Annotated in this window: 19 protein-coding genes and 4 pseudogenes; 16 read left to right on the top strand and 7 right to left on the bottom strand. The window is 44.5% G+C overall.

What is annotated here, in order from left to right:
• Positions 1-169: 169 nt before the first annotated feature.
• Together DW083_RS01330 and DW083_RS01335 are read left to right on the top strand one after the other, a co-directional pair.
• A complete protein-coding gene (locus DW083_RS01330) occupies positions 170-2755 on the top strand; it encodes a DUF5686 and carboxypeptidase-like regulatory domain-containing protein (protein ID WP_122331166.1) in 2586 nt (861 codons plus the stop codon).
• A gap of 15 nt (positions 2756-2770) precedes the next feature.
• Positions 2771-4098, top strand: a pseudogene (locus tag DW083_RS01335) (Na+/H+ antiporter NhaC family protein).
• On the opposite strand, the gene DW083_RS01340 reads toward DW083_RS01335, so the two are convergent.
• The gene (locus tag DW083_RS01340) at positions 4067-4642 is read right to left on the bottom strand and encodes a DJ-1 family glyoxalase III (protein ID WP_122331167.1); all 576 of its coding nucleotides are present in this window, start codon (positions 4640-4642) and stop codon (positions 4067-4069) included. The pseudogene DW083_RS01335 and the gene DW083_RS01340 overlap by 32 nt on opposite strands.
• Positions 4639-6288: an ATP-binding protein gene (locus DW083_RS01345; protein ID WP_122331168.1), complete on the bottom strand. Its 1650-nt coding sequence runs from the start codon at positions 6286-6288 to the stop codon at positions 4639-4641. The genes DW083_RS01340 and DW083_RS01345 overlap by 4 nt, the downstream gene beginning before the upstream one ends.
• Positions 6289-6478: 190 nt before the next feature.
• On the opposite strand from DW083_RS01345, the gene DW083_RS01350 reads away from it, so the two are divergent.
• From DW083_RS01350 to DW083_RS01365, 5 genes and pseudogenes are all read left to right on the top strand, one after another.
• Positions 6479-7780, top strand: coding sequence for a phenylacetate--CoA ligase family protein (locus DW083_RS01350; protein WP_115498989.1), 1302 nt, complete (start codon positions 6479-6481; stop codon positions 7778-7780).
• A 37-nt stretch (positions 7781-7817) separates the two neighbouring features.
• Complete coding sequence (locus DW083_RS01355) at positions 7818-8243, top strand: acetolactate synthase (RefSeq protein ID WP_115498988.1); 426 nt, start codon at positions 7818-7820, stop codon at positions 8241-8243.
• Between the two features lie 12 nt (positions 8244-8255).
• Positions 8256-8396, top strand: coding sequence for a symporter small accessory protein (locus tag DW083_RS22200; RefSeq protein ID WP_167451648.1), 141 nt, complete (start codon positions 8256-8258; stop codon positions 8394-8396).
• Positions 8393-9952: a sodium:solute symporter gene (locus tag DW083_RS01360; RefSeq protein WP_122331169.1), complete on the top strand. Its 1560-nt coding sequence runs from the start codon at positions 8393-8395 to the stop codon at positions 9950-9952. The genes DW083_RS22200 and DW083_RS01360 overlap by 4 nt, the downstream gene beginning before the upstream one ends.
• Positions 9953-10523: 571 nt before the next feature.
• A pseudogene (locus tag DW083_RS01365) lies at positions 10524-10706 on the top strand (Arm DNA-binding domain-containing protein); the annotation flags it as partial.
• On the opposite strand, the pseudogene DW083_RS22350 reads toward DW083_RS01365, so the two are convergent.
• Positions 10696-11662, bottom strand: a pseudogene (locus DW083_RS22350) (IS4 family transposase); the annotation flags it as partial. The pseudogenes DW083_RS01365 and DW083_RS22350 sit on opposite strands and share 11 nt — an antisense overlap.
• A gap of 154 nt (positions 11663-11816) precedes the next feature.
• Between DW083_RS22350 and DW083_RS01375 the strand changes: the two are divergent.
• From DW083_RS01375 to DW083_RS01390, 4 genes and pseudogenes are all read left to right on the top strand, one after another.
• The gene (locus DW083_RS01375; RefSeq protein ID WP_122331170.1) at positions 11817-13199 is read left to right on the top strand and encodes a hypothetical protein; all 1383 of its coding nucleotides are present in this window, start codon (positions 11817-11819) and stop codon (positions 13197-13199) included.
• 33 nt (positions 13200-13232) lie between these two features.
• On the top strand, positions 13233-14738 hold the full coding sequence (locus DW083_RS01380) for a hypothetical protein (RefSeq protein WP_122331171.1): 1506 nt from the start codon (positions 13233-13235) through the stop codon (positions 14736-14738).
• Between the two features lie 56 nt (positions 14739-14794).
• Positions 14795-17320: a hypothetical protein gene (locus DW083_RS01385; protein ID WP_115498983.1), complete on the top strand. Its 2526-nt coding sequence runs from the start codon at positions 14795-14797 to the stop codon at positions 17318-17320.
• A pseudogene (locus DW083_RS01390) lies at positions 17321-17707 on the top strand (hypothetical protein); the annotation flags it as partial.
• 129 nt (positions 17708-17836) lie between these two features.
• Here DW083_RS01390 and DW083_RS01395 read toward each other — a convergent pair.
• Complete coding sequence (locus DW083_RS01395) at positions 17837-18166, bottom strand: hypothetical protein (RefSeq protein WP_115498982.1); 330 nt, start codon at positions 18164-18166, stop codon at positions 17837-17839.
• A 5-nt stretch (positions 18167-18171) separates the two neighbouring features.
• The gene (locus DW083_RS01400) at positions 18172-18468 is read right to left on the bottom strand and encodes a helix-turn-helix domain-containing protein (RefSeq protein ID WP_167451647.1); all 297 of its coding nucleotides are present in this window, start codon (positions 18466-18468) and stop codon (positions 18172-18174) included.
• A gap of 473 nt (positions 18469-18941) precedes the next feature.
• Here DW083_RS01400 and DW083_RS01410 point away from each other — a divergent pair, with 473 nt between their 5' ends.
• Positions 18942-19853 (top strand): ABC transporter substrate-binding protein, encoded by a 912-nt coding sequence (locus DW083_RS01410; RefSeq protein WP_115499027.1) that lies wholly within the window; start codon positions 18942-18944, stop codon positions 19851-19853.
• Positions 19854-19860: 7 nt separating this feature from the next.
• Positions 19861-21240: an ATP-binding cassette domain-containing protein gene (locus tag DW083_RS01415; protein ID WP_115498979.1), complete on the top strand. Its 1380-nt coding sequence runs from the start codon at positions 19861-19863 to the stop codon at positions 21238-21240.
• Here DW083_RS01415 and DW083_RS01420 read toward each other — a convergent pair.
• Positions 21237-22745 (bottom strand): PAS domain-containing sensor histidine kinase, encoded by a 1509-nt coding sequence (locus DW083_RS01420; RefSeq protein WP_122331173.1) that lies wholly within the window; start codon positions 22743-22745, stop codon positions 21237-21239. The genes DW083_RS01415 and DW083_RS01420 overlap by 4 nt on opposite strands.
• Before the next feature lie 159 nt (positions 22746-22904).
• Between DW083_RS01420 and DW083_RS01425 the strand changes: the two genes are divergently transcribed.
• Complete coding sequence (locus DW083_RS01425) at positions 22905-25031, top strand: Tex family protein (protein WP_122331174.1); 2127 nt, start codon at positions 22905-22907, stop codon at positions 25029-25031.
• A 3-nt stretch (positions 25032-25034) separates the two neighbouring features.
• The gene (gene ybaK, locus DW083_RS01430) at positions 25035-25550 is read left to right on the top strand and encodes a Cys-tRNA(Pro) deacylase (RefSeq protein WP_122331175.1); all 516 of its coding nucleotides are present in this window, start codon (positions 25035-25037) and stop codon (positions 25548-25550) included.
• Here the strand turns inward: ybaK and DW083_RS01435 are convergent.
• On the bottom strand, positions 25507-25890 hold the full coding sequence (locus DW083_RS01435; protein WP_122331176.1) for a GtrA family protein: 384 nt from the start codon (positions 25888-25890) through the stop codon (positions 25507-25509). The genes ybaK and DW083_RS01435 overlap by 44 nt on opposite strands.
• A gap of 103 nt (positions 25891-25993) precedes the next feature.
• Between DW083_RS01435 and DW083_RS01440 the strand changes: the two genes are divergently transcribed.
• Positions 25994-26488, top strand: a complete 495-nt coding sequence (locus DW083_RS01440; RefSeq protein ID WP_122331177.1) for a TlpA disulfide reductase family protein — start codon at positions 25994-25996, stop codon at positions 26486-26488.
• The last annotated feature ends 26 nt before the right edge of the window (positions 26489-26514 follow it).

The following is a 26514-nucleotide window of genomic DNA, read 5'->3' on the forward strand; positions in this document are numbered from 1 at the left end:
GTCCCTTTTTTAGAGAGAGCAAATATATGGAGAATTTATCTATAAATCTCATCTTTACTATCCTGTATAAATATTAAAAGATAAAAAACTTAATATTGCCATACTTATCTAACCAATAAAAAAGTCTACCTTTGTTCCTACATTTCCGAGAAGGAAGAACGTTACATACATGATGAAACTTATTGGTTATATATTATTAATAGCTTTGTTACAGTCAGTAACAGGCATCTCCATCTTATACGCTCAGAGTTTTACATCGGCTTCCGGTATCGTAAAAGATTCGATCACCGGTGAGCCGCTCCCATTTGTGTCCGTATATTTTGACGGATCCACTATCGGAGCAATGACAGACGACGACGGAGCGTTTACTCTTCAAAATAATGAGGGATATACGAAGCTGGCAGCCGCCTCATTAGGATATGACACTAAGTTTATCGATCTCAAACCCGGTCAAAAGAACGACAATTTAGTGTTTTTGCTCAAACCGACCGCTTTCGAAATATCCGAAGTCGTAATCAAACCGAAGCGGGAAAAATATACCCGGAAAGATAATCCGGCAGTCGAGCTCATCAAAAATGTAATTGCACATAAGAATGACAACCGGATTGAAGCCAAACCGGAGTACCAGACAGAAGTGTATGAAAAATTGAGTTTGTCGTTGGACAACTTCAACCCGAATCTTGACAAGAATAAATTCCTGAAGAAGTTTAAGTTTATCAAGAACTATCTGGACACATCCGAATTCAACGGTAAACCGATCCTGACCGTTTCCGTTCGTGAAAACCTGTCGGATTTCTATTACCGGAAAAGTCCTAAGACAGAGAAGACAATAGTAAGGGCCAAGCGCATGCAGGGAATCGACAAATCTTTGGATGATGGCGGTGGCATCACTTCCAATCTGGAAGAAATATTCAAGAGCGTCAACATCTTTGATAATAACATCCCTATCCTGTTGAACCGTTTCGTCAGCCCTTTATCCTCTACGTTGGCGACCACTTATTACCACTACTATATCATGGACACGCTCGATATAGGAGGTGATAAATGCGTTGACCTCGCTTTCGTTCCGGCGAACAGCGAAAGTTACGGGTTTACCGGACGGCTTTACATAACTCTCGACGGTAATTATGCTGTCAAAAAGGTATTGTTGAACACACCTGCCAACATCAACCTGAACTGGGTAGACAAACTGCGTATCGAACAGGAATTCAAGCGGATGCCGGACAGTACCTGGGTGATCGACCAGGAAAACACCTTTGTCAATTTCTATGTGGTGAAAGGGACACAACAACTATATGCCCATCAGCTCAGGAACTATGATAACTATAATTTCAATGTCCAGAATGCCGATTCGGTTTTCGGCCTCTTGGGGGCGTTACATGTCTTGCCGGAAGCGACCGCGCAACCCGATACTTTCTGGATGCATAACCGTCCCATACCTCTGAAAGAAAAAGAAGATGCCTTGAAAGACTTATTGGCTCAATTGCGCAAGGTCCCAGCTTTCAATGCCATTATCAAGACGGCGGAGATACTGATTACGGGTTATATTCCGACTGCGAACGATAAAAAAGTGACCAAGTTCGACTTTGGCCCGATGAATACGACTTTCAGTGCGAACCATCTGGAAGGTTTCCGTATGCGTGTCGGAGGAATGACAACGGCAAATCTGAGTCCGTATTGGTTTGCAAGCGGATATCTGGCATATGGAACAAACGACCGTAAATTAAAATACAACCTGAAGCTGACGCATAGTTTCAATAAAAAAGAATATCACGAAGGGGAAAATCCGGTCAACAACTTATCGTTTATCCAGGAATATGACGTGTACACACCTGGGCAGGACTTCCTTTTCACCAGTAAAGATAACATTTTTGTCGCCTGGAAAGTCGGCGAACCCGTTACGAAGATGCAGTACATCCGTAAAAGTGTATTGCAATATGAGAAGGAATGGCTGAACGGATTGACTTGGAAGTCATGGCTGATGAATCAAAACAATGAAGCAGCCGGAACGCTCCAGTACATTAAACGCGACGAGACCGGCAAATTATACCTGCTGAAAGATTTTACGACATCCGAGATCGGAACACAGTTGCGCTTCGCCCCGGGTGAACGGTCTTATAATGGGCGTTCAGGTAAAGAATCCGTATTCAACCTGTCTAAAGATGCCCCGGTCTTCAAACTCTCCCACCAGTTGGGCATTAAAGGCGTATTAGGAGGTGACTACAATTATAACCATACGGAGATCAGCGCCGAAAAGCGTATCTGGTTGTCTTCATTCGGACATATCGATGCGCAATTGAAAGCTGGAAAGGTTTGGGATAAAGTTCCTTTCCCTCTGCTGGTCCTACCCAACACAAACCAGTCCGTTACAATCCAGCCGGAAGCGTTCCACATGATGAGTGCCTTGGAGTTTGTCACCGACCAATATGTATCCTTTAATGCGACTTACTACCTGAAGGGTTGGATACTAAACCGCATTCCGGGAATTAAGTGGCTGCGCCTGCGCGAAGTGGTTTCCTTTAATATGATATACGGCGGGTTGACGGATAAAAACAATCCGACTTTGACTCCGGGACTCTTCCTGTTGCCGGAAGGAACACAGCCATTAGGCAATACGCCTTATATGGAATGTAGCGTCGGTCTGGAAAACATATTCAAGATATTGCGCATCGATTATTACAGACGACTGACTTACCTGAATCACCCCGATATCAAAAAGGGAGGTATCAGGATTGCGCTACGATTCACGTTCTAATATTACGGTTTTGCAATGACAGATCAAAATAGTTCCCGACTCCATCACGCCCCAAACCCGTGGGCATTGACGCCACTGGCCGTTTTCCTGTTGTCCTATCTGGTTGTTTCCATTATTGCCGGAGATTTCTACAAGATGCCCATTACAGTGGCGTTTGTGGTTGCTTCGGTTGTTGCCATAGCTATTTCCAAAGGGGGAAAGCTAAGTAACCGGATCGAACAATTTTGCCGGGGAGCCGCTAACAGTAACATCATGCTGATGGTGCTGATCTTCATCCTTGCCGGAGCCTTCGCGCAAACGGCAAAGGCGATGGGGGCTGTCGATGCCACCGTAAACTTGGCTATGTCTATTCTGCCCGGCAATTTATTGGCGGCAGGCATCTTTTTAGCAGCTTGTTTTATTTCGATTTCAGTCGGAACTTCAGTCGGAACAATTGTCGCTTTGGCCCCCGTCGCTGTCGGGATTGCGGATAAAACCGGAATGCCCGATGCGCTCATGCTGGGTGTAGTCGTGAGCGGGGCTATGTTTGGTGACAACTTATCCTTCATCTCAGATACGACTATTGTTGCAACCCGGACACAGGGCTGCAACATGAACGATAAGTTTAAGGTAAATATCCGTATCGCTCTTCCTATCGCAATCCTGACAGGTATTATATATGTATTGATCGGTAGCGGAATAGACAGTACATACGAAACGGGACCTATCGAATGGATCAAGGTTCTGCCCTATCTGGTGGTACTGGTAACAGCAATTTGCGGTGTAAATGTAATGATGGTTCTGATAATCGGAATTATCCTTTCCGGCGTTGTCGGACTGATTACCGGAGGTTTTGATATTTGGGGATGGATGCTTCGATGGGGCTTGGTATTACTAATATGGGTGAACTGATTATCGTCACTTTGTTGGCCGGAGGAATGCTGGAAATGATACGGTATAATGGTGGGATCGATTGGATTATTTTAAAGCTGACTTCCCATATCCGTTCCTCAAAAGGTGCAGAAGTAAGTATTGCCGCTTTAATCAGTTTCGCCAATCTTTGCACTGCAAACAATACCATCGCTTTGATTATGGCAGGCCCGATAGCCAAAGACATCGCAGACCGTTTCAAAATAGATCCGAGACGCAGCGCAAGCCTACTGGACATTTTCTCCTGCTTTGTACAAGGTATTATTCCGTACGGAGCACAGTTACTGATGGCAGCAGGCTTAGGACACGTCTCTCCTATCGAGATAATGCAATATCTCTATTATCCTTATTTATTGGGGGCCGGCGCGTTATTGGCAATCGCGTTCAACTATCCCCGGAAATTCACGATTCGGCCTTCGACGACTCCGGATTAGCCACAAGCAAAGCGGCTGCGACTTCTTCCGCGATCTCCTCGTCCTTAAGGTTTTTCAGGATTGTCAAGCCAAAATCGAACACAAAACCGGGACCTTTACACGTTATGATATTTTCGTCTTGTTCCACCCCGTTCTCTGTCGGTATAGCTCCGACCATAGTCGGTTCAAAATAAGGGAAACAGGTCGCTTTACGTCCTTTCAGCAGTCCTAATCCGCCTAATACCATCGGACCGGCACAGATAGCAGCCAAAAGCTTTCCTTCCTCATATTTCTGCATGACCAGTTCTTTCAACCGCGTACAGGTATTCAAATGATTACTGCCAGGTATCCCACCCGGTAATACCAACGCATCCGCCGCACTAAAGTCCGCATCTTCAAACAAGTAGTCGGCCACTACCGGTATATTATGGGCGCCCATAACTTGCAGTTCTCCCATAATCGATACCGTAGAAACCCGGACACCGCCCCGACGTAAGATATCCGTCGTACCTAAAGCTTCAATCTCTTCAAATCCTGTAGCCAGGAATAAAAATACATTTTTCATACCTCTATCTTATTTAAATAATACTTAATCTTATGTTTCAGCATCGGAATATCTACTGGTTTGGTCAGATAATCGGTAAAATCATATTCCATTGCCTGCTCTTTTTCCTGTTTAAACGCAAAAGCCGTCAAAGCAAGGATCGGTACGCTTGCCGATAATGCCCGGATATCTTTTGTTGCGGCATAGCCATCCATCACCGGCATTTTAATATCCATCAGGATTATATCCGGATTATATTTGCGGAACATTTCCACGGCCTGCTTTCCGTCTACGGCATGCAATAACCGGTATTTCCCTTTGAGAATCGCCTGCAATAATAAATAGTTTTCCAACACATCTTCTGCTATCAATATCGTATATTGCCCCGGTAGCGCATCAAGTACAGCGTCTTTTGCAAAAACGATATCCTCATTTCCTTCGGTATCGAGCTTTTCCTCTTCATTGCCTATGGGAAGTGTGAACCAGAAAGTGGAACCTTTACCCGGTTCAGACTCAACGCCGATTTCGCCCCCTAATTTCTCCACGATCATTTTGCAGATCGACAGTCCCAAACCTGTCCCCTGGCGGAAGCTGTCCAGTTTGACAAAACGTTCAAACACCGTTGACAGCTTATCGGAGTCAATCCCGACACCGGTATCGGTAACGGATAAGCGGACACATTCTTTTTCGACTTTGTAAGACAAGGAAATGAAACCGTAAGTCGTGCATTTGATCGCGTTGGACATCAGATTGTTTAGTACTTGCTCTATCCGTTGTGCATCTGTAAATACCCGGATAGAAGGCAAAAGGCTTTCATTGAACAACAAAGCAACATCCGATGTCATTTTCAGAGATTGGCTTACATATATATTATGGCAAACATCTTTCAAATCCACCCACGATTTGTTGTAATTAAGCGTACCCGATTCTATTTTCGCAAAATCGAGCATATCGTTGATCAGCTGCAACAACTGTTCACTGCTGTTACTGATAATGGACAGGTATTCCTGTGCCTCGCTGGCATTGTCCGTCTCCGTAATCAGATGGGAAAATCCGACGATTGCATTCAAAGGAGTCCGGATTTCATGGCTCATATTCGCGATAAAAGCATTTTTCATTTTATCTGCTTCCTGCGCTTTGATTAAGTTCAGCTCATTCTCCCGTTGTTCGGTAATATCCCACATCATCGTTAAAATCAACGGAGAAGCTTCCGGGTCCGGATTGGTAATCAGCAAACGGATATTATTCACGATGCGGATTCCGCCATCCGGTTTTTCATATTCCACCATATATTTTTCCAGTCGCCCGTTTTTGATAGTCGAATAGTCTTCCGTACGCATTTCATGCGCCCGGCGGGAATCAGGAAACAATTCAAAATCGGTCTTTCCAATTATATCATCAGCTTTAACTCCTGTGAATTGTTCCGCCGCCTGATTAAAGTAGATATATTTGAAACCGGCAAAAATATCCTTTACCGATATTGCCACAAAAATATTGGACAAGATCGTATTCATAAGAATATTCAAAAAATTCAACTTTCTTTGATTAAGAAGGTTTTCATCTTGTATTTCAGACTTTTGTTGATTTTCGTAAAACGTCATCCCGGCTTCCAGCACTTCAATGCGATGGATCAGTTCTTCTTTCGAGAAATCGCTATATTTACTCATTTGTGAAATTATTTAAGGGTCACAACTCTTACATTACCTACTTGACAAATGTACTAAAAATATTTCAGCTAACAATCCTAAAAAAATTTCCTCTTCCATATTTTCGACCAGAAATATACAATCTATCCAAAATAAAAGATACATTTGCAGTCTAATTTCATGAATTAAACACATAATAATACGAAAAACGATGGAATATTGGCAGAAAGATATTGAAACCATGAGTCGCAAAGATCTGGAAAAGCTACAGTTGGAGCGATTAAAAAAGACAATAGAATTAGCCGGAAATTCTCCTTTCTACAGTAAAGTATTCAAAGAAAACGGCATAACAGCCGATAGTATTCAATCCTTGGATGATTTGCAAAAGATTCCTTTTACGACAAAAGACGATCTCCGCAACAATTACCCCTATGGAATGGCTGCCATACCTATTAAAGACTGCGTGCGTATCCACTCGTCCAGCGGAACGACCGGTAACCCGACTGTCGTGTTGCACTCGGCAAAAGACCTCGACCAGTGGGCGAATCAGGTTGCACGCTGTATGTATATGGTCGGCATACGCGACACCGATGTTTTCCAGAACACATCCGGCTACGGTATGTTTACCGGTGGCTTGGGATTCCAGTACGGAGCTGAAAAATTAGGTTGCCTGACAGTGCCTGCCGCAGCCGGGAATACCAAACGGCAGATTAAGTTTATTACGGATTTCGGAACGACCTGCCTCCATATCATACCCAGCTATGCGACCCGTCTGGCGGAAGTGATGTATGAAATAGGCCTCGACCCCCGTCGTGACACCAAACTGCATACCGTTTGTATCGGCGCTGAACCCCATTCGGAAGAACAGCGCCGCCGTATCGAACAGCTGTTAGGCGTAAAAGCATATAACTGTTTCGGAATGTCGGAAATGAACGGACCGGGTGTCGCTTTCGAATGTACCGAACAGAACGGGCTTCATATCTGGGAAGACAACGTAATCGTTGAGATTGTCGACCCGGTCACTTTGCAGCCTGTAAAAGAAGGCGAAGTCGGGGAAATGGTCCTGACCACTATCAACCGGGAAGCCATGCCGCTGTTCCGCTACCGTACGCGCGACCTCACCTGCTTCTTGCCGGGAGACTGTCCTTGCGGACGTACACACAGGCGGTTAGCACGTTTCAAAGGCCGCAGCGACGACATGATCATCCTGAAAGGTGTCAACCTCTTCCCGATCCAGATTGAAAAGATATTGATGCAGTTCAAGGAACTGGGCAGCAACTACCTGATCACGATCGAAACGGTAGGCAACAACGACGAAATGCTGATCGAAGTAGAACTGAGCGATCTCTTTACCGATGATTACAGCGTGCTGCAACGTTTGGCAAAAGACGTTACCCGTCAGCTGAAAGACGAGCTGCTGCTGACTCCCCACCTGAAACTTGTGGCCAAAGGCTCCCTGCCGGTACAGGAAGGAAAGGCAGTCCGTGTAAAAGACTTGCGTAAACTTTGCTAAAGATTCAAAATTCATAACTCATAATTCATAATTCAAAATGACAGTCAATCAGATTTCTATTTTCCTGGAAAATAAATACGGCAAGCTCAGTGAAATCCTCGCAATGCTGGCCGAAGAAAAGATACGGATTATTGCTGCTACCGTTGCCGACACATCCGAATACGGTATCTTGCGTATTATTGTCAGCGACCCGCAGGAAGCGTACAAAATCCTGAAAAGTAATAACGTCAGTGCAAACCTGACCGACGTATTGGCGATCGTCACCGATTCCTGTGCAGGCAGCTTTGCACAGACATTGTCTTGCTTCACAAAAGCCGGATTGAGCATCGAATATATGTATTGTTTCTCCGTTAAAGAGAAATCGATCCTGATTCTGCGGACGAACAACCGGGAAGCAGCCCGCGAAGTGATCCGCCGCCAGAATCTGGAATATATTTGCGAAAGCGATTTGATTAAATTATAAAAACAACTCTACATGTTCGGAATTAGCGACCCTGGCATCTGGCTTGCCTATCTGTTAGCCTTGATATGCCTGTTCTATTCCATTTGGTTTGGCGTAACCCATTGGAATAAAGGCGACGAAGACAGTACTAACTCACAAGAGCCGGAAAAATGAATACACTGACTTTAGGTATCGTAGTAATCATCTATATGTTTATCCTGGCATGGCTGGGATACATCGGATATAAACAGACGAAAAATGCCAGCGACTATTTGCTGGGGGGACGGAAAGTAAACCCCATCATTATGGCCCTTTCCTATGGGGCGACATTTATCTCCGCATCCGCCATTGTCGGCTTCGGGGGTGTTGCCGCCACATTCGGTATGGGAATCCAATGGCTGTGTTTGTTGAATATGTTTATGGGCGTCGTCATCGCTTTTATCGTCTTCGGGCGTAACACCCGCAAATTAGGCGAGAAGTATAATGCCCGTACTTTCCCGCAACTATTGGGAGCTCATTATAAGTCGCGCTCCATACAGGTTTTTATCGCAGCCGTCATCTTTATCGGTATGCCGCTCTATGCTGCAGTCGTGATGAAGGGAGGTGCCGTGTTTATCGAACAGATGTTCCATATAGACCTGCATCTGGCCTTGCTGATCTTCACTCTTATTGTTGCCGCCTATGTGATCACGGGAGGTATCAAAGGTGTGCTGTACACGGATGCCCTGCAGGCGGTTATCATGTTTGCCTGTATGCTGTTCCTCCTTTTCTGGTTCTACCGAGTGATGGATATGGGCTTCGTCGAAGCCAACCATAAGCTGACGGAGATAGCTCCGCTGGTTCCAGAACGCTTTAAAGAATTGGGGCATCAGGGATGGACGGCAATGCCGGTAACCGGATCTCCACAGTGGTACACGCTGGTGACTTCTCTCATTTTGGGTGTCGGTATCGGTTGCCTGGCGCAACCCCAGTTGGTGGTACGCTTTATGATGGTGGAAAGCACCAAGCAGTTGAACCGGGGTGTCTTGATCGGCTGTGTCTTCCTGATTGTAACAGTTGGAGCCATTTATCATGTCGGTGCCCTGTCGAACCTGTTTTTCCTGAAAACGGAAGGCGTGGTTGCTTCCGAAGCGATCAAGGATATGGACAAAATTATCCCGCTGTTTATCGGCCGGGCGATGCCGGAATGGTTCAGCGCCGTGTTTATGTTGTGTATCCTGTCGGCAAGTATGTCCACGCTCAGTGCACAGTTCCATACAATGGGAGCCTCTTTCGGCGCCGATATTTTCCCCGGGTTGGGACATAAGAAGAGCAACACGAACTCGACAATGGGCGTACGTATTGGCGTGCTTTGTGCCATTTTGGTCAGTTACATTATCTGTTATACGCTGAGTGCAGGTATTATCGCACGCGGAACAGCCCTGTTCATGGGAGTTTGTGCCGTTACTTTCCTCCCCGCCTACTTCTGCTCCCTTTTCTGGAAGAAAGCGACCAAGGAAGGAGCGCTTGCCAGTTTATGGACAGGGGCGGTGGCAAGTCTTTTTGCGATGCTGTTCCTTCATAAAGCGGAAGCAGGTGCAGTCGGCCTCTGCAAAATGTTATGCGGCCGGGATGTCTTGATCGATGTTTATCCCTGGTTTGCTATCGATCCGATCCTGTTTGCATTGCCGTTATCAGTCCTTGCAATGGTTTTGGTAAGCCTGATGACGTATAAAAAACAAGCAGTTTAAAGATATTAGCTTTTATTAAAAGCGAAAGAACAAAATTTAATACATTATCTATTGACAGCTACAGGAATACCCGTATATTTGCACTGTGGTTTTTTCATAATAGTATTAGATTTAAGGTTAACAAAGTTGGTTAGGGGTTGTCGTGAGACAGCCTTTAATTTTTTATATACGTTCCTTCCCTTTTCCACACAGCTTCCCATCCATTATCAGTTATTCGGGCACTAAGAAAAAGTTTCATAGGCACGGAACTAAAGTTTCTTCACGAGGGAACTAAAGTTTCATAGGCATGGAACTAAAGTTTCCGTTTGTGAAACTTAGTATTTCAAAAAGATACGCAAAAATAGCGCAATCATGCTAAAAATTAAATAGTTATAAAATATGTTTTTTAGCAAGGTAGGAAAAGAAAGCAAGGAAAAGCATATTTGGGCGGGAATTACGTTACCAAATCGTAACTCGCCTCCAAATGCTCCAGAATAAAGCGTAATGCATTATATTACAGTATGTTACCCAATTTTGCCTAACATCAAATAACTCAACAGTAATTAAATTTGTGAAGAAAAAAAGTTGAGTTATGAGAAGTACGTATCGTGTGTTATTTTACACCAAAAATCAAGCAGTAAAGAATGGTAAAGCACCGATTATGGGCCGCATCACCATCAATGGAACCCAAGCAGGTTTCAGTTGTAAGAAAGAAGTATCCCTCGCTTTGTGGGACGTCAAAGCCAACCGGGCCAAAGGTAAATCCGAAGAATCGACTTTGCACGATGCCCATGTTTCAATATCCTAATTTTCTTTATATTGATATTCTTATGATTCCCCACAAGATACGCCCATACAAGAGCCATACACACGAGCGCGACGAGTTTTTGATTCTATCAATGTACCTCATGTGCATCCTCTATATTGAATCCAGAGGATTTCATGACCTTGAAAAGAGTCTCAATCTGCCATCTGTCCTTGTATGTCTGTATGGCATGTTCAATCTGAAGTTCAGGCTCTCCGTCGGAGTTCTTAAGCCGCGCACCGACCAGATATTATGGAGGAGAAGTTCTTCACTGAGTCTGACGCGGTTGAACAGATGCCATGCGCAAACTTTCTCACCGGACTTCGGATTTACGATCCAAAAGTTCTGCCGGATCCGTATGTAGTACCGTATTCTGTTTTTGTTAAGCCATGCAATCCATTCCTCGCTGACAAATTCCCTGTCTGCCACGAGACTATCGATACGTCCCGGACCGAAAATGTCGATAAACCTCTATATAATAGCCTTGCGTTCCATCCAATTGGAGTTCCCCGTTTGTCCAAAAGCCTGAACAACAGCAGGAAAGCGATTTCCTTGTAGGTTATCCCGAGCATGAGGATGTTGATGTTTGGCTCTCCAGATTTCCAGTTGGTGCGGTCCATGGAAAGAACCATCTCCTTTCTGACAGGAAGAAGGCTGAAAATCATCCTTGCTATAAGGTCAAGATTGAGGGCGTATTTTGCAAAGAAGCGTTGAAGCCTTCGCATGGTGGAATCCCGTTCCACGGTTGTAGGCATGGCCGCGGCCAACTTGTGAAGATTGACAGTCTGGACAATGCAAAGGGCATGGATTACGTATGTCATCAACTTTATGCGTGCCAGATTCCTTATATTTCCGAAATACTCTTGCATAGTCAGAAAAATTTGGTTAACTTTGACTAAGTCCTTGGGTTTTTTAGTAGTTCTCATGGAGAAAATTCGATAAACTTTTCTTTTAAATTACTAAATATCAAGGATTAAAAAAAGAATAACTATTTAAAATGTAGATGTTTAGAAATATAATTTCAATTTTTATCATGTACTAAAAAGAAATTGATACAGGAATACTTAAACTATCATAATTATGCCGATACTGAGATATAAATTTGGCCAAGAGAGAGAAATTGTAAAGGAAAATGCTGGATTTGACGACTCTATTTTCCGTGACCAATATGTGCAAGCTCTTAGACTGACGAATGCCTTTGTTCGCGATAAAGAGAGTCAAACCCTTAAATGCGTGGCTTTCTGCGGGGATCGAGGAGAAGGAAAAACATCGTGTATGACAACGACACAAGGAATTATTGAACAGGTTAAAGAGAAATCTGACGCATATTCGTATGTGGATAAAATAGGATGCAAGGATCTTGCTAATACCAAATGTTCAGTCGTAGAAGTTACTGACCCTTCTTTTTTCGATGACTCGCACAACATTCTTCAAATTACTATCGGGAAATTATATAATAGCTATCGTCGGAAGCAGGAAGAATGCAAGGTTGATTATGGAAAAAAGAACAAGCTGCTGGAAGCTTTTTCGAGAGTGAATGCATCCCTTTTGACCCTGCAAAAAGATGATATAGACTCGATGAACGACTTGCATAGGTTGGCGGTACTTGCCACAGGTATTACATTACGCGATCAGATTACCGAATTGGTAAAAGAGTATCTAAACTTTATGGGGGCTGACATTTTGATTGTCCCCATAGATGACATCGACCTGAATATCGCCCATGCATACAGGATGTGTGAACAAATCAGAAAGTATCTGTGCGTACCGCAATGTGTGGTGTTCCTCAGTCTGAAAATAGAGCAGTTGCAGTATGTGGTGGAAAATGCTTTCGCGGCAACAATAAAAAATCCTAATATAGGAAAAGCCTCAGATTCAAATGGATTCAACTCTGACGAGATAGCCGAAATGGCAAAAAAATATATCAACAAGTTGGTTCCAGTGAACAGCCGTGTGGAGATGCCTAAAGCCTACAGCCTTGCTGAAGTTAAATTGGAGTTGCCAACAAGCAATGGTGGTATCATGACGATGGAGAGTATGAAAAAGGGAGTACTTGAATTAATATACAATAGGACTCGTTACCTTTTTTATAATCCGGCTGATAGCATATCTCCGATTGTTCCGAACAATCTTCGAGACTTGTTTAACCTCATCGCTTTACTCGCTGCAATGGAAGAAATTCCAGATTCAAGGGAACCGACAAAAAAGCATGCTTTGGAGACAAACAAGAATATGTTCAAGCTCTATTTGTTCACAGTTTGGAAAAAACGATTTGACATTAATACACAAAACAAACTTGATAGTCTTGTGACTTTTGATTACGGAACTTCGTTTAACAAGGAAGTAATCGCGATTCTCTCAAAAAGGTTTGAGGAACAACTGAAAAAAGATTATCACGAACAGACAGAGGATGATTATCAAATAAGGGATACTGAAGCTAATATTTCTGATTCAAAATCATAATCCTCTAAGGTTGATACCACCCCACAAACCATAATGCTTAAAAGCATATGTGCTACTGACAATTTTGGTTATAATGTTACTGCGGGGGACCTCTTTTATCTGTTTTCTATACTTGAGCGTGAAGTCTTGAGCGAAAACGATAATGCGCTTCTCTTTTTTCTTAAAAGTCTCTATTCAATAAAACTTTATGAAGAATACGACCAAGTTACTGAACTTGAAGGAATGGTCTATCCTAAAACTAACGATGAAGAAAAAGGACTCACTATTGTAGATAGGAGATTTGATCACTCAAATAAATTGCAACTTCTTACAGGAGGCAGCTATTTCACTTATTGTCCGGGAGATTTTATTCCTAAACCCTCAAAAGAAGTCGCTTATGATATAAGAATCATCAGTGGTAAAGAACTAAACGGCTTTTTATCTGAGTTAAGGGGCGGTTTTAAAGAAATAGAGGATTTAGAGAAAAAAAAGAATAAGACAGATGAAGAGAATAAGAAAATAAAGGAATTCAACATAAGACTTAATACAGCTGAGTTTTTCATTCTTACCACGAAATGTGCCGTGCCGCAAAAGAAAGCAGAAACAAAGGATTCGATCAGTTTAGTGAGAACGTTGGATTTCTTGCGTCATAATGTTGAAGCATGCCATTATAGAACATTTTATCCTACTACCGGCTATTACCTCTTTGACATCATGTCGATTTTTGGCAATATGATAAACCTGGAACTTACATACAAGAAGTTTTATTATGTCAACGATGACTTTTATCGTTTCATCTTTAATCATCCTGGTTCGTTGCTTCACAAAATTACTGAAAAAAGTTCAGTTTCTCGACAATATATAAATTATGAGGACAATAATGAGCGTACACAGATGCATAGACTCCTATCTGATAGCATTATCCGAAACGCAGAAGTACTCACTTCGGTGAGAGATATAATAGTATCACAACGTAAAACCACACATGAAGGGGCACAACAGGAATTTGTAACCTTTTACAATAAAATTCAAAGTAGTGGAATGAAAACTCAAAAGACATCGCCTGGTGGAGAACAGGATGAAATTACTTTTCATTTTCTTGAACCTATCAGTGAACTGTTGTCTAACATATTGGGTAAGAAGGAAAGGGGTAACCCTGATGAAGAGGCGGATATTTGGAGTAAATGTAAGAGTATTTTTGATTCAATATTCAATATAGAGCTAAAATCTCCTGATAATCTTTCATTGGAAGAAATTCTAAAAACAATCCACAGGGCAAAAAATCCCGTGACTATTAGGGAAAAATTGAAGACTATCCCCTACTTTAGTAAGATGGATGACGATGAATTGAAATCATGGGTACCTGACAAACCGGATGGTACAAATTATACTAAAGAAGAAGCTGAAGATATTATCATACGGAAATATAACGAAATATTTATACATGAAGACGTGGTGGTCCCTGCTGAATCTGAACAGACAGAAATGCTTCAACAAGCAGAAGTACAGCAAGTTGACATGGATGAAAATGAGTCAAATGGAGAGCCGGTACAGCAGTAATCGTTTTATAACTCTCGAAGTCCAAAGAAAGTATAAGTTTTTACCGAATTTGATAAATGGATCTAATCAGAAATACAATTGAAGGTTTACTGTACGATTTCCCAATTGAATTGATGGGAAATTACATCACAAAAGATGACTCTATAGATATCAACGAGATACTGATAGACATCATAAAACGAAAGGATGTCTCATTCACCCGAACAGATATTTCGTTGCTTTCTGAAGTGATTAATGATACATGGTGTACGGATGCTGAATTTGGTATTCATCCGGAAACATCCTCTTTGACTAATCGCATTTTATTATTGATGACAGAATTCTCAAAGCATGTGCTTAATCTTGCCGGTCTGCACAATCCTACTGTTCGATTCAACGAATTGTTGAGATGGCGTACTCTTTCGCTTAAGGTGGGTGAGGATATATTGGTTCTTCCATTGCTTGCACGGTATGATACGCTATGCCGTATCAAAAGAAAACGCTTTTTGTGGCCGATGGTACTTGAACACGACAATCTGAGACTTAATGCGATTCTTGATGAAGAGTTGTCTGACACACATTCGCATATCAATGCAGCCACCGATGTGTTCGAATTCAATTGGCTGAGATTAATGAACATGCCGGGACGAAAAAAGGACAAAGGAACTTTTTGGATATCAAGTGCAAAGAAAGACTACGACCTCATAAGCAGAGCGGGTAACAACCATTATCCACTTCCTTGTTGGGCGGTGATTGCCGCTACTGTTCGAGCAATGCTATGGGCGTCGGTTACCGAGAATGAGGATACTTGTCCCATTACTCGCGTTATGGTTGAAGAGATGCTTGAATCTGAAGACTCGATTTATAATAAATTGGAAGCATTAAATCCTCTCATTGCTACATTTTTAGAGAATGCCCTTGAAACAAGTAATGGAATCAAGATAGATTATGCTATTGATGCACGGGATTTTATCAGTGATATCCCTTCTTCCCCTTATTTGATACATCATGGTGAGAGAAATTTCCTTTATCAATGGTTTAAAAGTTTTTTCGATAACGAACATGGGGCAAGAGAGAATGCGGATCTTATGCTTCTCTATCTGGTAATTAAATGCAAAGTTCGTCGAGAATTTGTACAAACCAATGACCTCAGAGGTTTTGTGAATTTTCAAGATTATGACCATGAAAAGGTATCGGCTTTGGGCACGGAAGAAGAAAAATGGGAAAAAGCTTTTGGGGAGATTGCCTATAGATATGCTGTGCAGACTTCTTGTGGAGACAAACTGAGATTCAATCTCGAGGCTCGAGTTACTCCCAATAGTATAAGATGCGTGCGTAAGATGAATTATAAGCAAGCTATATTTGGAAATTCAGATTTTCTAAAACGTGATAACTGTCCATCTATAACCTTAATCGCTCATTTTATAAAGGGTGCAGATAAACAGAAGAATGGATTCACATGCCGACATGCTGATTTACGAAAAACACTAAAAAAACAAATGAACCAAATCATTAATAGAATTGGAGAGTATTCTATGGGTAATGGTCCCCATTTGACAGGACTTGACGCAGCCGGTTCGGAACTCGGATGTCCACCTGAAGTGTTCGCCCCTTTTTTTCGTTATGCAAAATTACACGGATTGACCAACTTAACCTACCATGTCGGAGAGGACTTCTATGATGTTGTGGATGGACTGAGAGCAGTGGACGAAACGATACATTTCATGAATTATTCTGCAGGATGCCGTATCGGTCATGCACTGGCTTTGGGAGTAAATCCATTTGATTTTTATGAAGAACGGCATCATTATATCATTATTCCCAAACAAACACTGCTCGACAATCTTGTGTGGCTTAAATACACAGCCGCATCCAACAATATAAGGCTTAATCCCCAAACACTCTTACTAATTGATTGTCAGTTTTCCATATTATCTTCGGAACTTGGCTATTCGGCAATTTCATCTGATATGAACGACTATCAGCAAAGCATGAATATGCGAGGTGATTGGATAGACAATTCTGAAGAGCCTGAGGATATTGGAGGTCGTTATTTTAAATGGTCTCCAATAACTCCTGCAGCTGTTGCTCCACAGAGAGTATTTGATTTATGGGAGCATTATAATCATTCGGAATGTTGCAATCGAATTGGGAAAAAAGTGACGGTGATTCAAGTTCCTCTTTCATTTGCCACCGATGTCGCCAAGGTACAAGAGTCCATTCTTTGGAATTTAGAGAAGCAGGGAATAGTGATTGAAACCAATCCGACATCCAATCTGCGGATAGGTCGGTTTAATAGATACGACCAGCATCCGATCTTCCATTTTCATTCCATAGATGCAAAAGAGGGGAAGCATTCAATGTTGGTTAGTATCAACACGGATGACAAGGGTATATTCTACACTTCACTCAAAAATGAATTTTCATTATTAGCTATAGCATTGCGAAAAGAAAGAAATGCTGATGGGACTCTGAAGTGGAGTGATTTGCAAATAGAAAACTATTTGAAGCGTATAGCTCATTATGGCAATATTTCACGGTTCCGACAAACGTATATTCCTTCGGGGGAGGAAATAGAGTTTGAATCAGTCCATAACCACTAAACTGAGTTCTTGCAGAACAAGTTCATGGTCGAGGGACTGGACGGTATCAAATATACCTACAACAACGGTTATATAGCCAAAGACCCGAAACTGGCTGTCATGAACTTCATCAATGCGCTGGAACGCATTCCCGCCATGATAGAGAAACGGGAAAAGGAGAACGCGGAGCTGTCGAAAGACATCCCGATCCTTCGGGAGATTGTGGCGGCCTCATGGCCCAAGGATGCGGAAATCAAGCGGCTGAATGAAGAACTTGCCACGTTGAACCGGAAAATACAGCTTACCATAAAGCCGGCAGGCGGCAGTGACGGTACACCGGACCTACCACGGAAGGCAAGGCACGTACCCTCAATGGATATTGCTCCCTCGTCAAACGGGCTGAAAAAATATCCTAAGTTTCCCGCGGCAGATTGCGGTAAGCCCCGAAAGATACGCTGGCCCCACTTCTGCAGTTTACCATAAAGAGCCTTCAGAAAATGACAAGGGTGTGGCTGTAATGGGGAAAAGGACACTCGGTCATTCCACTTCCTCAAAGGAAAGGCTTTTCACCTGTCTGTTAATGACTTTCCAGTCAACGAAATCTTTCAGATTGATTATATCCACAATCGAATAATGTCTGGTTCCGTCCTCTTCTTCCGCAAAACGCAGACGTCCGCTCAAACGCTGTTTCTCAATCTCTGCCGGATCGAGATTTATCAGTTCGCAGACTTCATCGGGCAGCATGGAAAGCGCCACGTCATTTTCCTGACAGATATGTTGCAGGACAGCCAACATGTTCAACGACTTCTTGTAACTTCTCACGAGCGCAGCGAATGAACCGCTTTCAATTTTAATCATCTTCTTCATAACGCTTATTTTTTAGAGTGTTCTTCTTTTTCCAGCAACATGGCACGGAGTACGTCCGAACGGCGGTAATATATCTTCCCCTTGTCTCTATGAAAGGGGAGTGTCCCGTCATTGCGTCGTCTTAAAAGTGTCCTGTCCGACATCTTGGTAAGCAGGTGCACACCTTTTGAATCCAGTATCTCGCTGTCCGGCAAATTATGTACGGCAGGAGCCAATAACTTTTCAATGTTGGTAACTTTGGCAAGTATGGCACTAAGCATGTGGGTTGTCTGTCCACCCGGTGCAGTTCTTCTATTATTCATAATGACCTTATTTTTATTGTTTATGGTGCAATATTACGGAGATATTATAAGGCCATTGGTTACTCAACCGTTGAGCAACCGCCAAAAAAAGACAGAAAACGCCAATTTGGGACAAAAAAATAGCCGGGAGGCACTGTCCCCGGCTATTCTATAACAAGTAGGCATCAATAAGTTATGCCTTAAATCATAATATGTTAATAATCAGATTTGTACAGAAATAAATGGCAGTATATTTTGCTATATTCTAAATATTGCCTACATTTGTATATGAGTTATTTGAAACTATGCAAAGCAGTGTAATCCGAAGCAAGACTTCCATCACCAAATCGTTACCTGCATCTTTTAAACTCTCTATATTTACTTTATCTTCAGATAGTTACAACAAAATACATTGTTTCTCCTAAGTAGAAAAAGTTGAAACTTTTTTATCCATCGCAAGTTTTTGCTTAAGTTTGCCGGAAACTTATGAAGCGATGACATTTCTCAGATGCCTTTGTTTGCTGTTTATTTTATGCTGTTGTAACAGTCCGAAGAAAGAAGCCGAAGCGATACGCGTCTCCGTCCTTCGCGGCCCGTCTGCCATTGCTTTTGCGGAATGGATGGAAAATGCGCCGGAGATAGACGGCAAGCCGGTTGTTGTACGGCTGGTCGATTCTCCAGACTTGATGCAGGCTGAAATGATTAAGGGAGAAGCCGATATTGCCGTACTGCCTATGATCAGCGCCGCCAACCTGTATAATAAAGGTGTACAATACCATTTGGCCGGATGTCCGATATGGGGCACTCTTTACCTGGTCGGCAAACCCACCAAAGAAACTTCCGAAGAGAATAAGCCCGTTTTGCATATATTCGGTGCAGGAACTACGCCGGATATCCTCACACGTTATTATCTCGACAGGCATAAACTCGATTATTCCCGAAATTATACATTCACGACTGCGCGCGAAGTGATGCAAGGACTGCTGGCCGGAAAAGTGGACAACGCCGTCTTGGGGGAGCCATTCCTGAGTATGGCTTTGCGTAAGGACAGCACGCTGCAAATCCTGGCAGACCTTAACAGGCCGGATTCCGCCTTTTCCGGGTTCGCCCAGACAGCGGTGCTCTATGCTCCTGCCCTGAAAGAGAAACAGGCTGAAATAGACAGCCTGCTCCAATCTTCCTGCCGCTTTGCAACCAGACATCCGGAACAGGCGATCCGCATACTGGAAACAGAAGGTGTCTTCGCACTGGGAATGCTGACTCCCGAAAGCGTCGAACGGTGTAAGATCGATTATAAGCCTGCCTCCGAAGCAAAAGAAAGCATAGTCCGTTTCTTGCAATTGATAGAAGAATATGAACCGAAAGCCCTCGGCGGGAAACTCCCGGACGAAGGCTTTTATAAATAGCCGGATCATGAAGAAAAGCGTCTTTACACTCATATCGATTGGCCTTTTATTGCTCGCCTGGCAACTGCTGGCAATGCTTGTCGGCTTGCCGGATCTGGTGCCGTCCGTGCCCCGCCTGTTGGAGACACTTGTTATGCTTTTCACATCCGGATCGTTCTATCAGTCTGTTGCAGCCACTCTGTTACGGGGCATTACAGGCATGTTGATCTCTTTAATCGCTGCTACGGGAATCGCTTTCCTGTTCAATAAGCGGGAATGGATATACGAACTGTTTCGTCCCTTATTGGCAATCATGCGGTCTGTTCCGGTTATTTCCTTTATCCTTCTGGCACTGATTTTCCTCCGCCCGGAAAGTATTCCCCTGATGATTGCTTTCCTGACCATGTTTCCGCTCCTTACGGAAAACCTGACAAAAGGAATCCGCAACCAGCGGAAAGAACTTTCAACCATGGCCCGCCAATTCCGGATCGGACGGTGGAACAAGTTGACGCAAGTCATCTATCCACAATTGAAACCATTCCTGTATAGCGGTCTCGCTTCTGCATCCGGCTTTGGCTGGCGTGCCATTATTATGGGAGAAGTATTGGCGCAATGCAGCCCGGGTATCGGCGGAGAGATGAAACAGGCACAAGTCTTCATTGCCGTTCCCGAACTGATGGCGTGGACGATTGTCGCGATACTGATCAGTTATCTTTTCGATAAAGGAATCAGTTGGTTGGGGAGACAACAATTTCCTATATGTTATAACAAGCATACCTCCGAATTGCCGGCACCGGAGGGTTGTTGCGAAATCCGGATGGACAATGTTTCATTCCAATACGGCACACAGCCTGTGTTGTCCCATTTCAGCTATACCTTTGAGAAAGGAGTTGTCTACGGAATCACAGCCCCTTCCGGAACCGGCAAGACAACATTGCTCAATCTTGCCGGTAGCATTTTGCAACCGGCACAAGGAGAGATCGAAAAGGCCTGTAAAGAAGGGATAGCCTGTGTATTCCAAGAGCCGGAACTGCTTGACCAACTGACAATAACAGAAAACATCGCTTTCCCTTTAGCGGCTCATTTAAAGAAAGAGACCGCTTTGCAGCAAGCCGTTTCCTTACTAAAAGAGATGGAATTAGAGGGGCTGGAAAACCGTTTTCCGTATGAATTGAGTTTCGGGCAACAACAACGGGTTGCAATCGCCCGCGCCCTCGCCTATCCTTCCCCGCTCCTGCTGATGGACGAACCGTTCAAAGGGCTGGACGAAGCCTTGTGCAGCCGGATTATCGGACGTATTCGTCAGCGGCAGGCCATAAGCGGTCAAACGGTTCTTTTCTCCTCCCACAATCCGGAAGAATTGCGATTATTGGCTGACCGGATCATCCGGCTGAACCAGCCGGATTAGGAAACTTTTATCGGCGTGCAGGGAATCGCAAACCAGAAGGTAGACCCTTTTCCGACTTCCGACTTGACGCCTATTTCCCCTTTCAACATCGAAATAATGGTTTTGCAGATGGAAAGCCCGAGCCCTGTTCCCTGTTTAAACATATCCAGTTTGACAAAGCGGTCAAAGACAGACGACAGATGTTCTTTCGCGATACCGGTTCCCGTATCTGTGACATACGCATAAATTCCCGTTTCCGTAATCCTATATCCGAAGCAGATGGAACCGGAAGAGGTAAACTTAATCGCATTAGACAGGAAATTGGTAATCACCTGCGTTAACCGCGTCTTTTCCGATTCGATATAATAATCATTGCCGTCGGTCTCGAAACAGACCTTCACACCCGGTTCGGCCCGAAGGGAAAAGGCCCGCTCCTGCGGTTGGAATATCTCATTCAGGCGGAAAGTAGTGTACACGAACTCCAATTTGCCGGATTCGATCTTGGAGATATCCAGAATATCCCCGATCAGCTGCAACAGAAACTCGTTGCTCGACTGGATAATCTGCAGATACTCCTGCTTCTCTTCTTCCGTATCGGCCTGTGCCAGCAGAGTAGAGAAACCTACGATCGCATTCAACGGCGTACGGATTTCGTGGCTCATATTTGCGATAAAGGCCGATTTCATCCGGTCGCTTTCCTCTGCCAGATGTTTGGCCCGGACATCTTCCTCATGTTGCTTATCCACCGTAATATCACGCAGAATACCAATTGCTTTGGACGGCTTGCCGTCCTTATCATATTCATAGACCTCCCCTATCTTTTCCAGCCACACATATTCGTCAGAGAAATAATGGCAACGGAAACTCAGGCGAAGCGAATCGGCTTCTCCCCGTGCAAAAGCATTGACCACATCCCGGTACATTTGTTGCTCATCCGGATGTATCTTTTCAGTAAAGCTTTCGTGGGTAATAAACGTATGAATAATCTCTCCGTCTTTGGCAAAAGAGAGCTCGGCTGTCTCATTGATCACATCCCAAATCCAGGGATATATCTTCCCGGCCTGACAGGAAAGAGCCAGACGCTTGTTGTTTTCCTGCTGCTCCTCTTCAATCTGTTGCTGACGGGTGATATCCCAGGACATTCCCAATAAATAAGGGGCCTTTCCTTCACGGGGAACCAACATCTTCATCGTATCGATCGAGCGAAGGACACCCTCCCTATCTATCATTTGCTCAACAAACCGCTGTGTTTTCCGGCTTTTCAACACATCCAGATCCTTATCCCGGAAAGCCTGTGCCACTACGGGATCGTTAAATAGTTCAAAATCAGTTTTTCCGACAATATCTCCGTGATACTGTCCAAATAACTGTTCCATCATCGGACTGGCATAAACATAGCGGAAATCATTACCCGTATCCTTCACAAAGAGATACATCGGAACGGAACTAACGATATTTGAAAGCAAACCGGATAAATCCTTATATTCTTGTTCTAATACTTTTTCATCAGGAAAGACTGACATCATACATGCAAAATTTTATGAGATAAGAAAAACATTCGAGTGACAAATGTCTTGAAAATAAACGTCACTTGCAAATATTTAGAGAAAGAACTCATAAGCGGAAGCTAAATAAACGCCAAACTATTATCTTTGCGACTTAAACATAAAGAATTTAAAAGCTATATGATCACATCATTCCATGCACTCATCTCACGCATCCTGAACATCCCCGCCGGACAGGTGGAGCGAACCATCGGATTGCTGAACGAAGGTGCAACCATCCCTTTCATCAGCCGTTACCGGAAAGAAGTGACCGGAGGACTGGATGAAGTACAGATCGGAAATATCAAAGACCAGCTGGATAAGCTGACCGAGCTGAAAAAGAGAAAAGAGACGATCCTCTCCTCTATAGAAGAACAAGGGAAGCTGACCCCCGAACTGAAAAAGCGTATCGAGGACTCGTGGGACAGTACGGAAATAGAAGACATCTACCTTCCCTATAAACCCAAGCGCGTCACTAAGGCGGAGATAGCCCGCAAGAAAGGTCTCGAACCGCTTGCCAAGGCCGTGATGATGCAAAACGAACCGAACCTGCTCGCACGGGTAAAAGCATTCATAAAGGGAGAAGTGAAAAACGCCGAAGAAGCTTTGCAGGGTGCCCGCGATATCATTGCCGAATGGGTGAACGAGAACGAAGAGGCTCGTAACGCCGTACGTAATTCCTTTTCGCACACAGCAATCATCACCTCCAAAGTGATCAAAGGAAAAGAGGAAGAAGGGGCCAAATATCGTGATTACTTCGACTTCAGCGAACCGTTGAACCGGGCCAGTTCGCACCGTCTGCTGGCACTTCGACGGGGAGAGGCCGAAGGCATCCTGCGTGTCGGCATCTCACCGGATACGGATAACTGCCTGGACCGCCTGAAACGCCGTTTCGTACGAGGACGTAGCGAAGCTTCCGAACAGGTGGCAACCGCCGTGGACGACTCGTTCAAACGTCTTCTGAAGCCTTCCATCGAAACCGAGTTTGCCAATCTCAGCAAGGCGAAAGCCGACGAAGAAGCGATCCGCGTGTTTGCCGAGAATCTGCGCCAACTGTTGCTGGCTCCCCCATTGGGACAAAAGCGCGTATTGGGAGTCGATCCCGGTTACCGGACCGGCTGCAAGCTGGTCTGTCTCGACGCACAAGGGGCGTTGCTGCACAACGAAGCCATCTATCCGCATCCGCCCCAGAACGAAAAGGGTAAGGCTGCGGCAAAAGTAGCCCAACTGGTTTCGACCTATGCCATCGACGCAATCGCCATTGGCAACGGGACGGCAAGCCGCGAGACGGAGCAGTTCATTACCAACATCCGTTACGACCGCAAGGTGCAGGTGTTCGTTGTCAGCGAAAATGGCGCCTCCATCTATTCGGCATCCAAGATAGCCCGCGACGAGTTCCCACAATACGACGTGACGGTTCGCGGAGCCGTCAGCATCGGCCGCCGCCTGATGGACCCGCTTGCCGAATTGGTCAAGATCGATCCGAAAAGCATCGGCGTAGGCCAATACCAGCACGACGTGGAACAAGGCGCATTGAAAAAGAGCCTCGACCAGACCGTCGAAAGCTGCGTGAACCTGGTCGGCGTCAATGTCAATACGGCCAGTAAGCATCTGCTCACTTATATCTCCGGCCTCGGTCCAACGCTGGCGCAGAACATCGTGGATTACCGTACCGAGCATGGTCCTTTCCAAACCCGCCGCGAACTGCTGAAAGTTCCCCGCATGGGTGAAAAGGCATTCGAACAGAGCGCCGGTTTCCTCCGTATCCAGGAAGGTAAGAATCCGCTGGATAATTCAGCTGTACACCCGGAAAGTTATCCGATCGTGGAACAGATGGCAAAAGATCTGAAATGCACGGTTGCCGAACTGATCTCCAACAAGGAGTTGAAGAAGAAGCTCGACCTGAAGAAATATGTCACGGACAAAGTCGGTATGCCGACACTTCTCGACATTATGGAAGAGCTTGACAAACCGGGACGCGATCCCCGCCAAGCCATCCAGGTATTCTCTTTCGACCCGACGGTCAAGACGATCGAAGACCTGAAAGAGGGACAAGTCCTGCCGGGCATCGTCACGAACATCACAAACTTCGGCTGTTTCGTCGATGTAGGCATAAAGGAAAACGGGTTGGTGCACATCTCCGAGTTAGCTGACCGTTTCGTCAGCGATCCGACTCAGGTCGTCTCGATCCACCAGCATGTGAAAGTAAAGGTTTTAAGCATTGATCTCGTCCGCAAGCGGGTTCAACTTTCTATGAAAGGAATATAAACGATGAAAATTAACAAGACAAACGTAGCACGCCTGCTGGATAAGGCCAAAGTAGCCTACCAGCTGGTCCCCTACGAAGTAGATGAAAACGATCTAAGCGCGACACACGTTGCCGCTCAGTTGGGCGAGAATGTAGCACAGGTTTTCAAAACGTTAATCCTGCATGGCGATAAAAACGGTTATTTCGTCTGTGTCATCCCCGGAGCCAACGAAGTCGATTTGAAGAAAGCCGCCAAAGTCTCCGGCAACAAAAGCTGTGAAATGATCCCGGTCAAGGAGCTGCTCCCGCTCACCGGTTATATTCGCGGCGGCTGCTCTCCCATCGGCATGAAGAAACATTTCCCGACTTACATCCATCACACGGCCGAACAATTCGACCATATCTATGTAAGTGCCGGACAACGGGGCTTGCAGATACAGCTTGCACCCGCGGATTTGATCCGGGAGGCACGGGCGGAGGTGGCGGATATTATAGTTACCGATGCAAGAACGTCACCCGTTTGTTCATCAGATAATTGACAGCTCCATACACGAAAAGCCCCAGGAACTGTGCCAGGTATTCATTCAGGTCGAGCACTTCGACCATCACGAGCAGGGCAAGAAATTGGGCGAAATAGGCACAACCGAAAGCGATCAGGAACAAGGGGACCTCGCGGCGGAATTTCCCTTCGCGGGAAGTAAATATCCAGTATTTGCTCCAGAAGAAGTTATTGATCTGGGCAATGATGTAGGCGGTGATATTCGTTGCAATATAATTGCAGTCGAATTCATCCATCATCAACCAGACTACAGCAACCGTAATCAGCGCATTCAATGTACCAATCAGCATAAACCGGACTACAGGTGTAACTTCTGCCATTTTACTATTCTTGTTAGAAATCGAGAGGCAAATATACAGGAAATATACAAATAACCATGCAACAAGATATGAAGTATAACGATTAAACTATATATTTGTCGTTATGAAACACCTTTTATTCTGCATAATCAGCCTGTTATCTTTCCTGGCTTGTGTCCGGGAAGATGTACCTTCTTCCGGCAGCTTTGCCTTGAAGGAAGGCGACCCGTTGCCCGCGTTCAGCATTGCCAACCGGCATGAAACGATATCGGTAAATGATTTGAAAGGCAAGACAGTTCTGATCATTTTCTTCAGCACGACCTGTCGGGATTGCCAGCAGGCTTTTCCGGATATAAACGCCCTATATAAAGAATACGAAGACAACCCGTCCGTCCGTGTCCTCCTGATTGCCCGCGACGAAACGGAGGAACAAGTCTCTGCCTATTTCCGGGAACACAGCTATGATATGGAATTTTTCACGGACCCGGAACGGAAAGTCTACTCCCTTTTTGCCGATAACACCATTCCCCGCGTCTTCCTTGCCGACCAGACCGGCACGATCATCCTGACACAAACAGAAAAGGTCGATGCCGGAGAAATCCGGGCGAAAGTATATTAAAACAGGTATTTCATCTATGTATTTCC

Origin of the sequence: Parabacteroides sp. AF48-14 (assembly GCF_003477465.1) — a bacterium.
GTDB lineage: Bacteria > Bacteroidota > Bacteroidia > Bacteroidales > Tannerellaceae > Parabacteroides > Parabacteroides acidifaciens.

Excerpts from the sequence above, each read along its gene's own strand:
- DW083_RS01330 (WP_122331166.1), top strand. The coding sequence starts at position 170 with ATGATGAAACTTATTGGTTATATATTATTAATAGCTTTGTTACAGTCA.
- DW083_RS01340 (WP_122331167.1), bottom strand. The coding sequence starts at position 4,642 with ATGAAAAATGTATTTTTATTCCTGGCTACAGGATTTGAAGAGATTGAA.
- DW083_RS01345 (WP_122331168.1), bottom strand. The coding sequence starts at position 6,288 with ATGAGTAAATATAGCGATTTCTCGAAAGAAGAACTGATCCATCGCATT.
- DW083_RS01350 (WP_115498989.1), top strand. The coding sequence starts at position 6,479 with ATGGAATATTGGCAGAAAGATATTGAAACCATGAGTCGCAAAGATCTG.
- DW083_RS01355 (WP_115498988.1), top strand. The coding sequence starts at position 7,818 with ATGACAGTCAATCAGATTTCTATTTTCCTGGAAAATAAATACGGCAAG.
- DW083_RS22200 (WP_167451648.1), top strand. The coding sequence starts at position 8,256 with ATGTTCGGAATTAGCGACCCTGGCATCTGGCTTGCCTATCTGTTAGCC.
- DW083_RS01360 (WP_122331169.1), top strand. The coding sequence starts at position 8,393 with ATGAATACACTGACTTTAGGTATCGTAGTAATCATCTATATGTTTATC.
- DW083_RS01375 (WP_122331170.1), top strand. The coding sequence starts at position 11,817 with ATGCCGATACTGAGATATAAATTTGGCCAAGAGAGAGAAATTGTAAAG.
- DW083_RS01380 (WP_122331171.1), top strand. The coding sequence starts at position 13,233 with ATGCTTAAAAGCATATGTGCTACTGACAATTTTGGTTATAATGTTACT.
- DW083_RS01385 (WP_115498983.1), top strand. The coding sequence starts at position 14,795 with ATGGATCTAATCAGAAATACAATTGAAGGTTTACTGTACGATTTCCCA.
- DW083_RS01395 (WP_115498982.1), bottom strand. The coding sequence starts at position 18,166 with ATGAAGAAGATGATTAAAATTGAAAGCGGTTCATTCGCTGCGCTCGTG.
- DW083_RS01400 (WP_167451647.1), bottom strand. The coding sequence starts at position 18,468 with ATGAATAATAGAAGAACTGCACCGGGTGGACAGACAACCCACATGCTT.
- DW083_RS01410 (WP_115499027.1), top strand. The coding sequence starts at position 18,942 with ATGACATTTCTCAGATGCCTTTGTTTGCTGTTTATTTTATGCTGTTGT.
- DW083_RS01415 (WP_115498979.1), top strand. The coding sequence starts at position 19,861 with ATGAAGAAAAGCGTCTTTACACTCATATCGATTGGCCTTTTATTGCTC.
- DW083_RS01420 (WP_122331173.1), bottom strand. The coding sequence starts at position 22,745 with ATGATGTCAGTCTTTCCTGATGAAAAAGTATTAGAACAAGAATATAAG.
- DW083_RS01425 (WP_122331174.1), top strand. The coding sequence starts at position 22,905 with ATGATCACATCATTCCATGCACTCATCTCACGCATCCTGAACATCCCC.
- ybaK (WP_122331175.1), top strand. The coding sequence starts at position 25,035 with ATGAAAATTAACAAGACAAACGTAGCACGCCTGCTGGATAAGGCCAAA.
- DW083_RS01435 (WP_122331176.1), bottom strand. The coding sequence starts at position 25,890 with ATGGCAGAAGTTACACCTGTAGTCCGGTTTATGCTGATTGGTACATTG.
- DW083_RS01440 (WP_122331177.1), top strand. The coding sequence starts at position 25,994 with ATGAAACACCTTTTATTCTGCATAATCAGCCTGTTATCTTTCCTGGCT.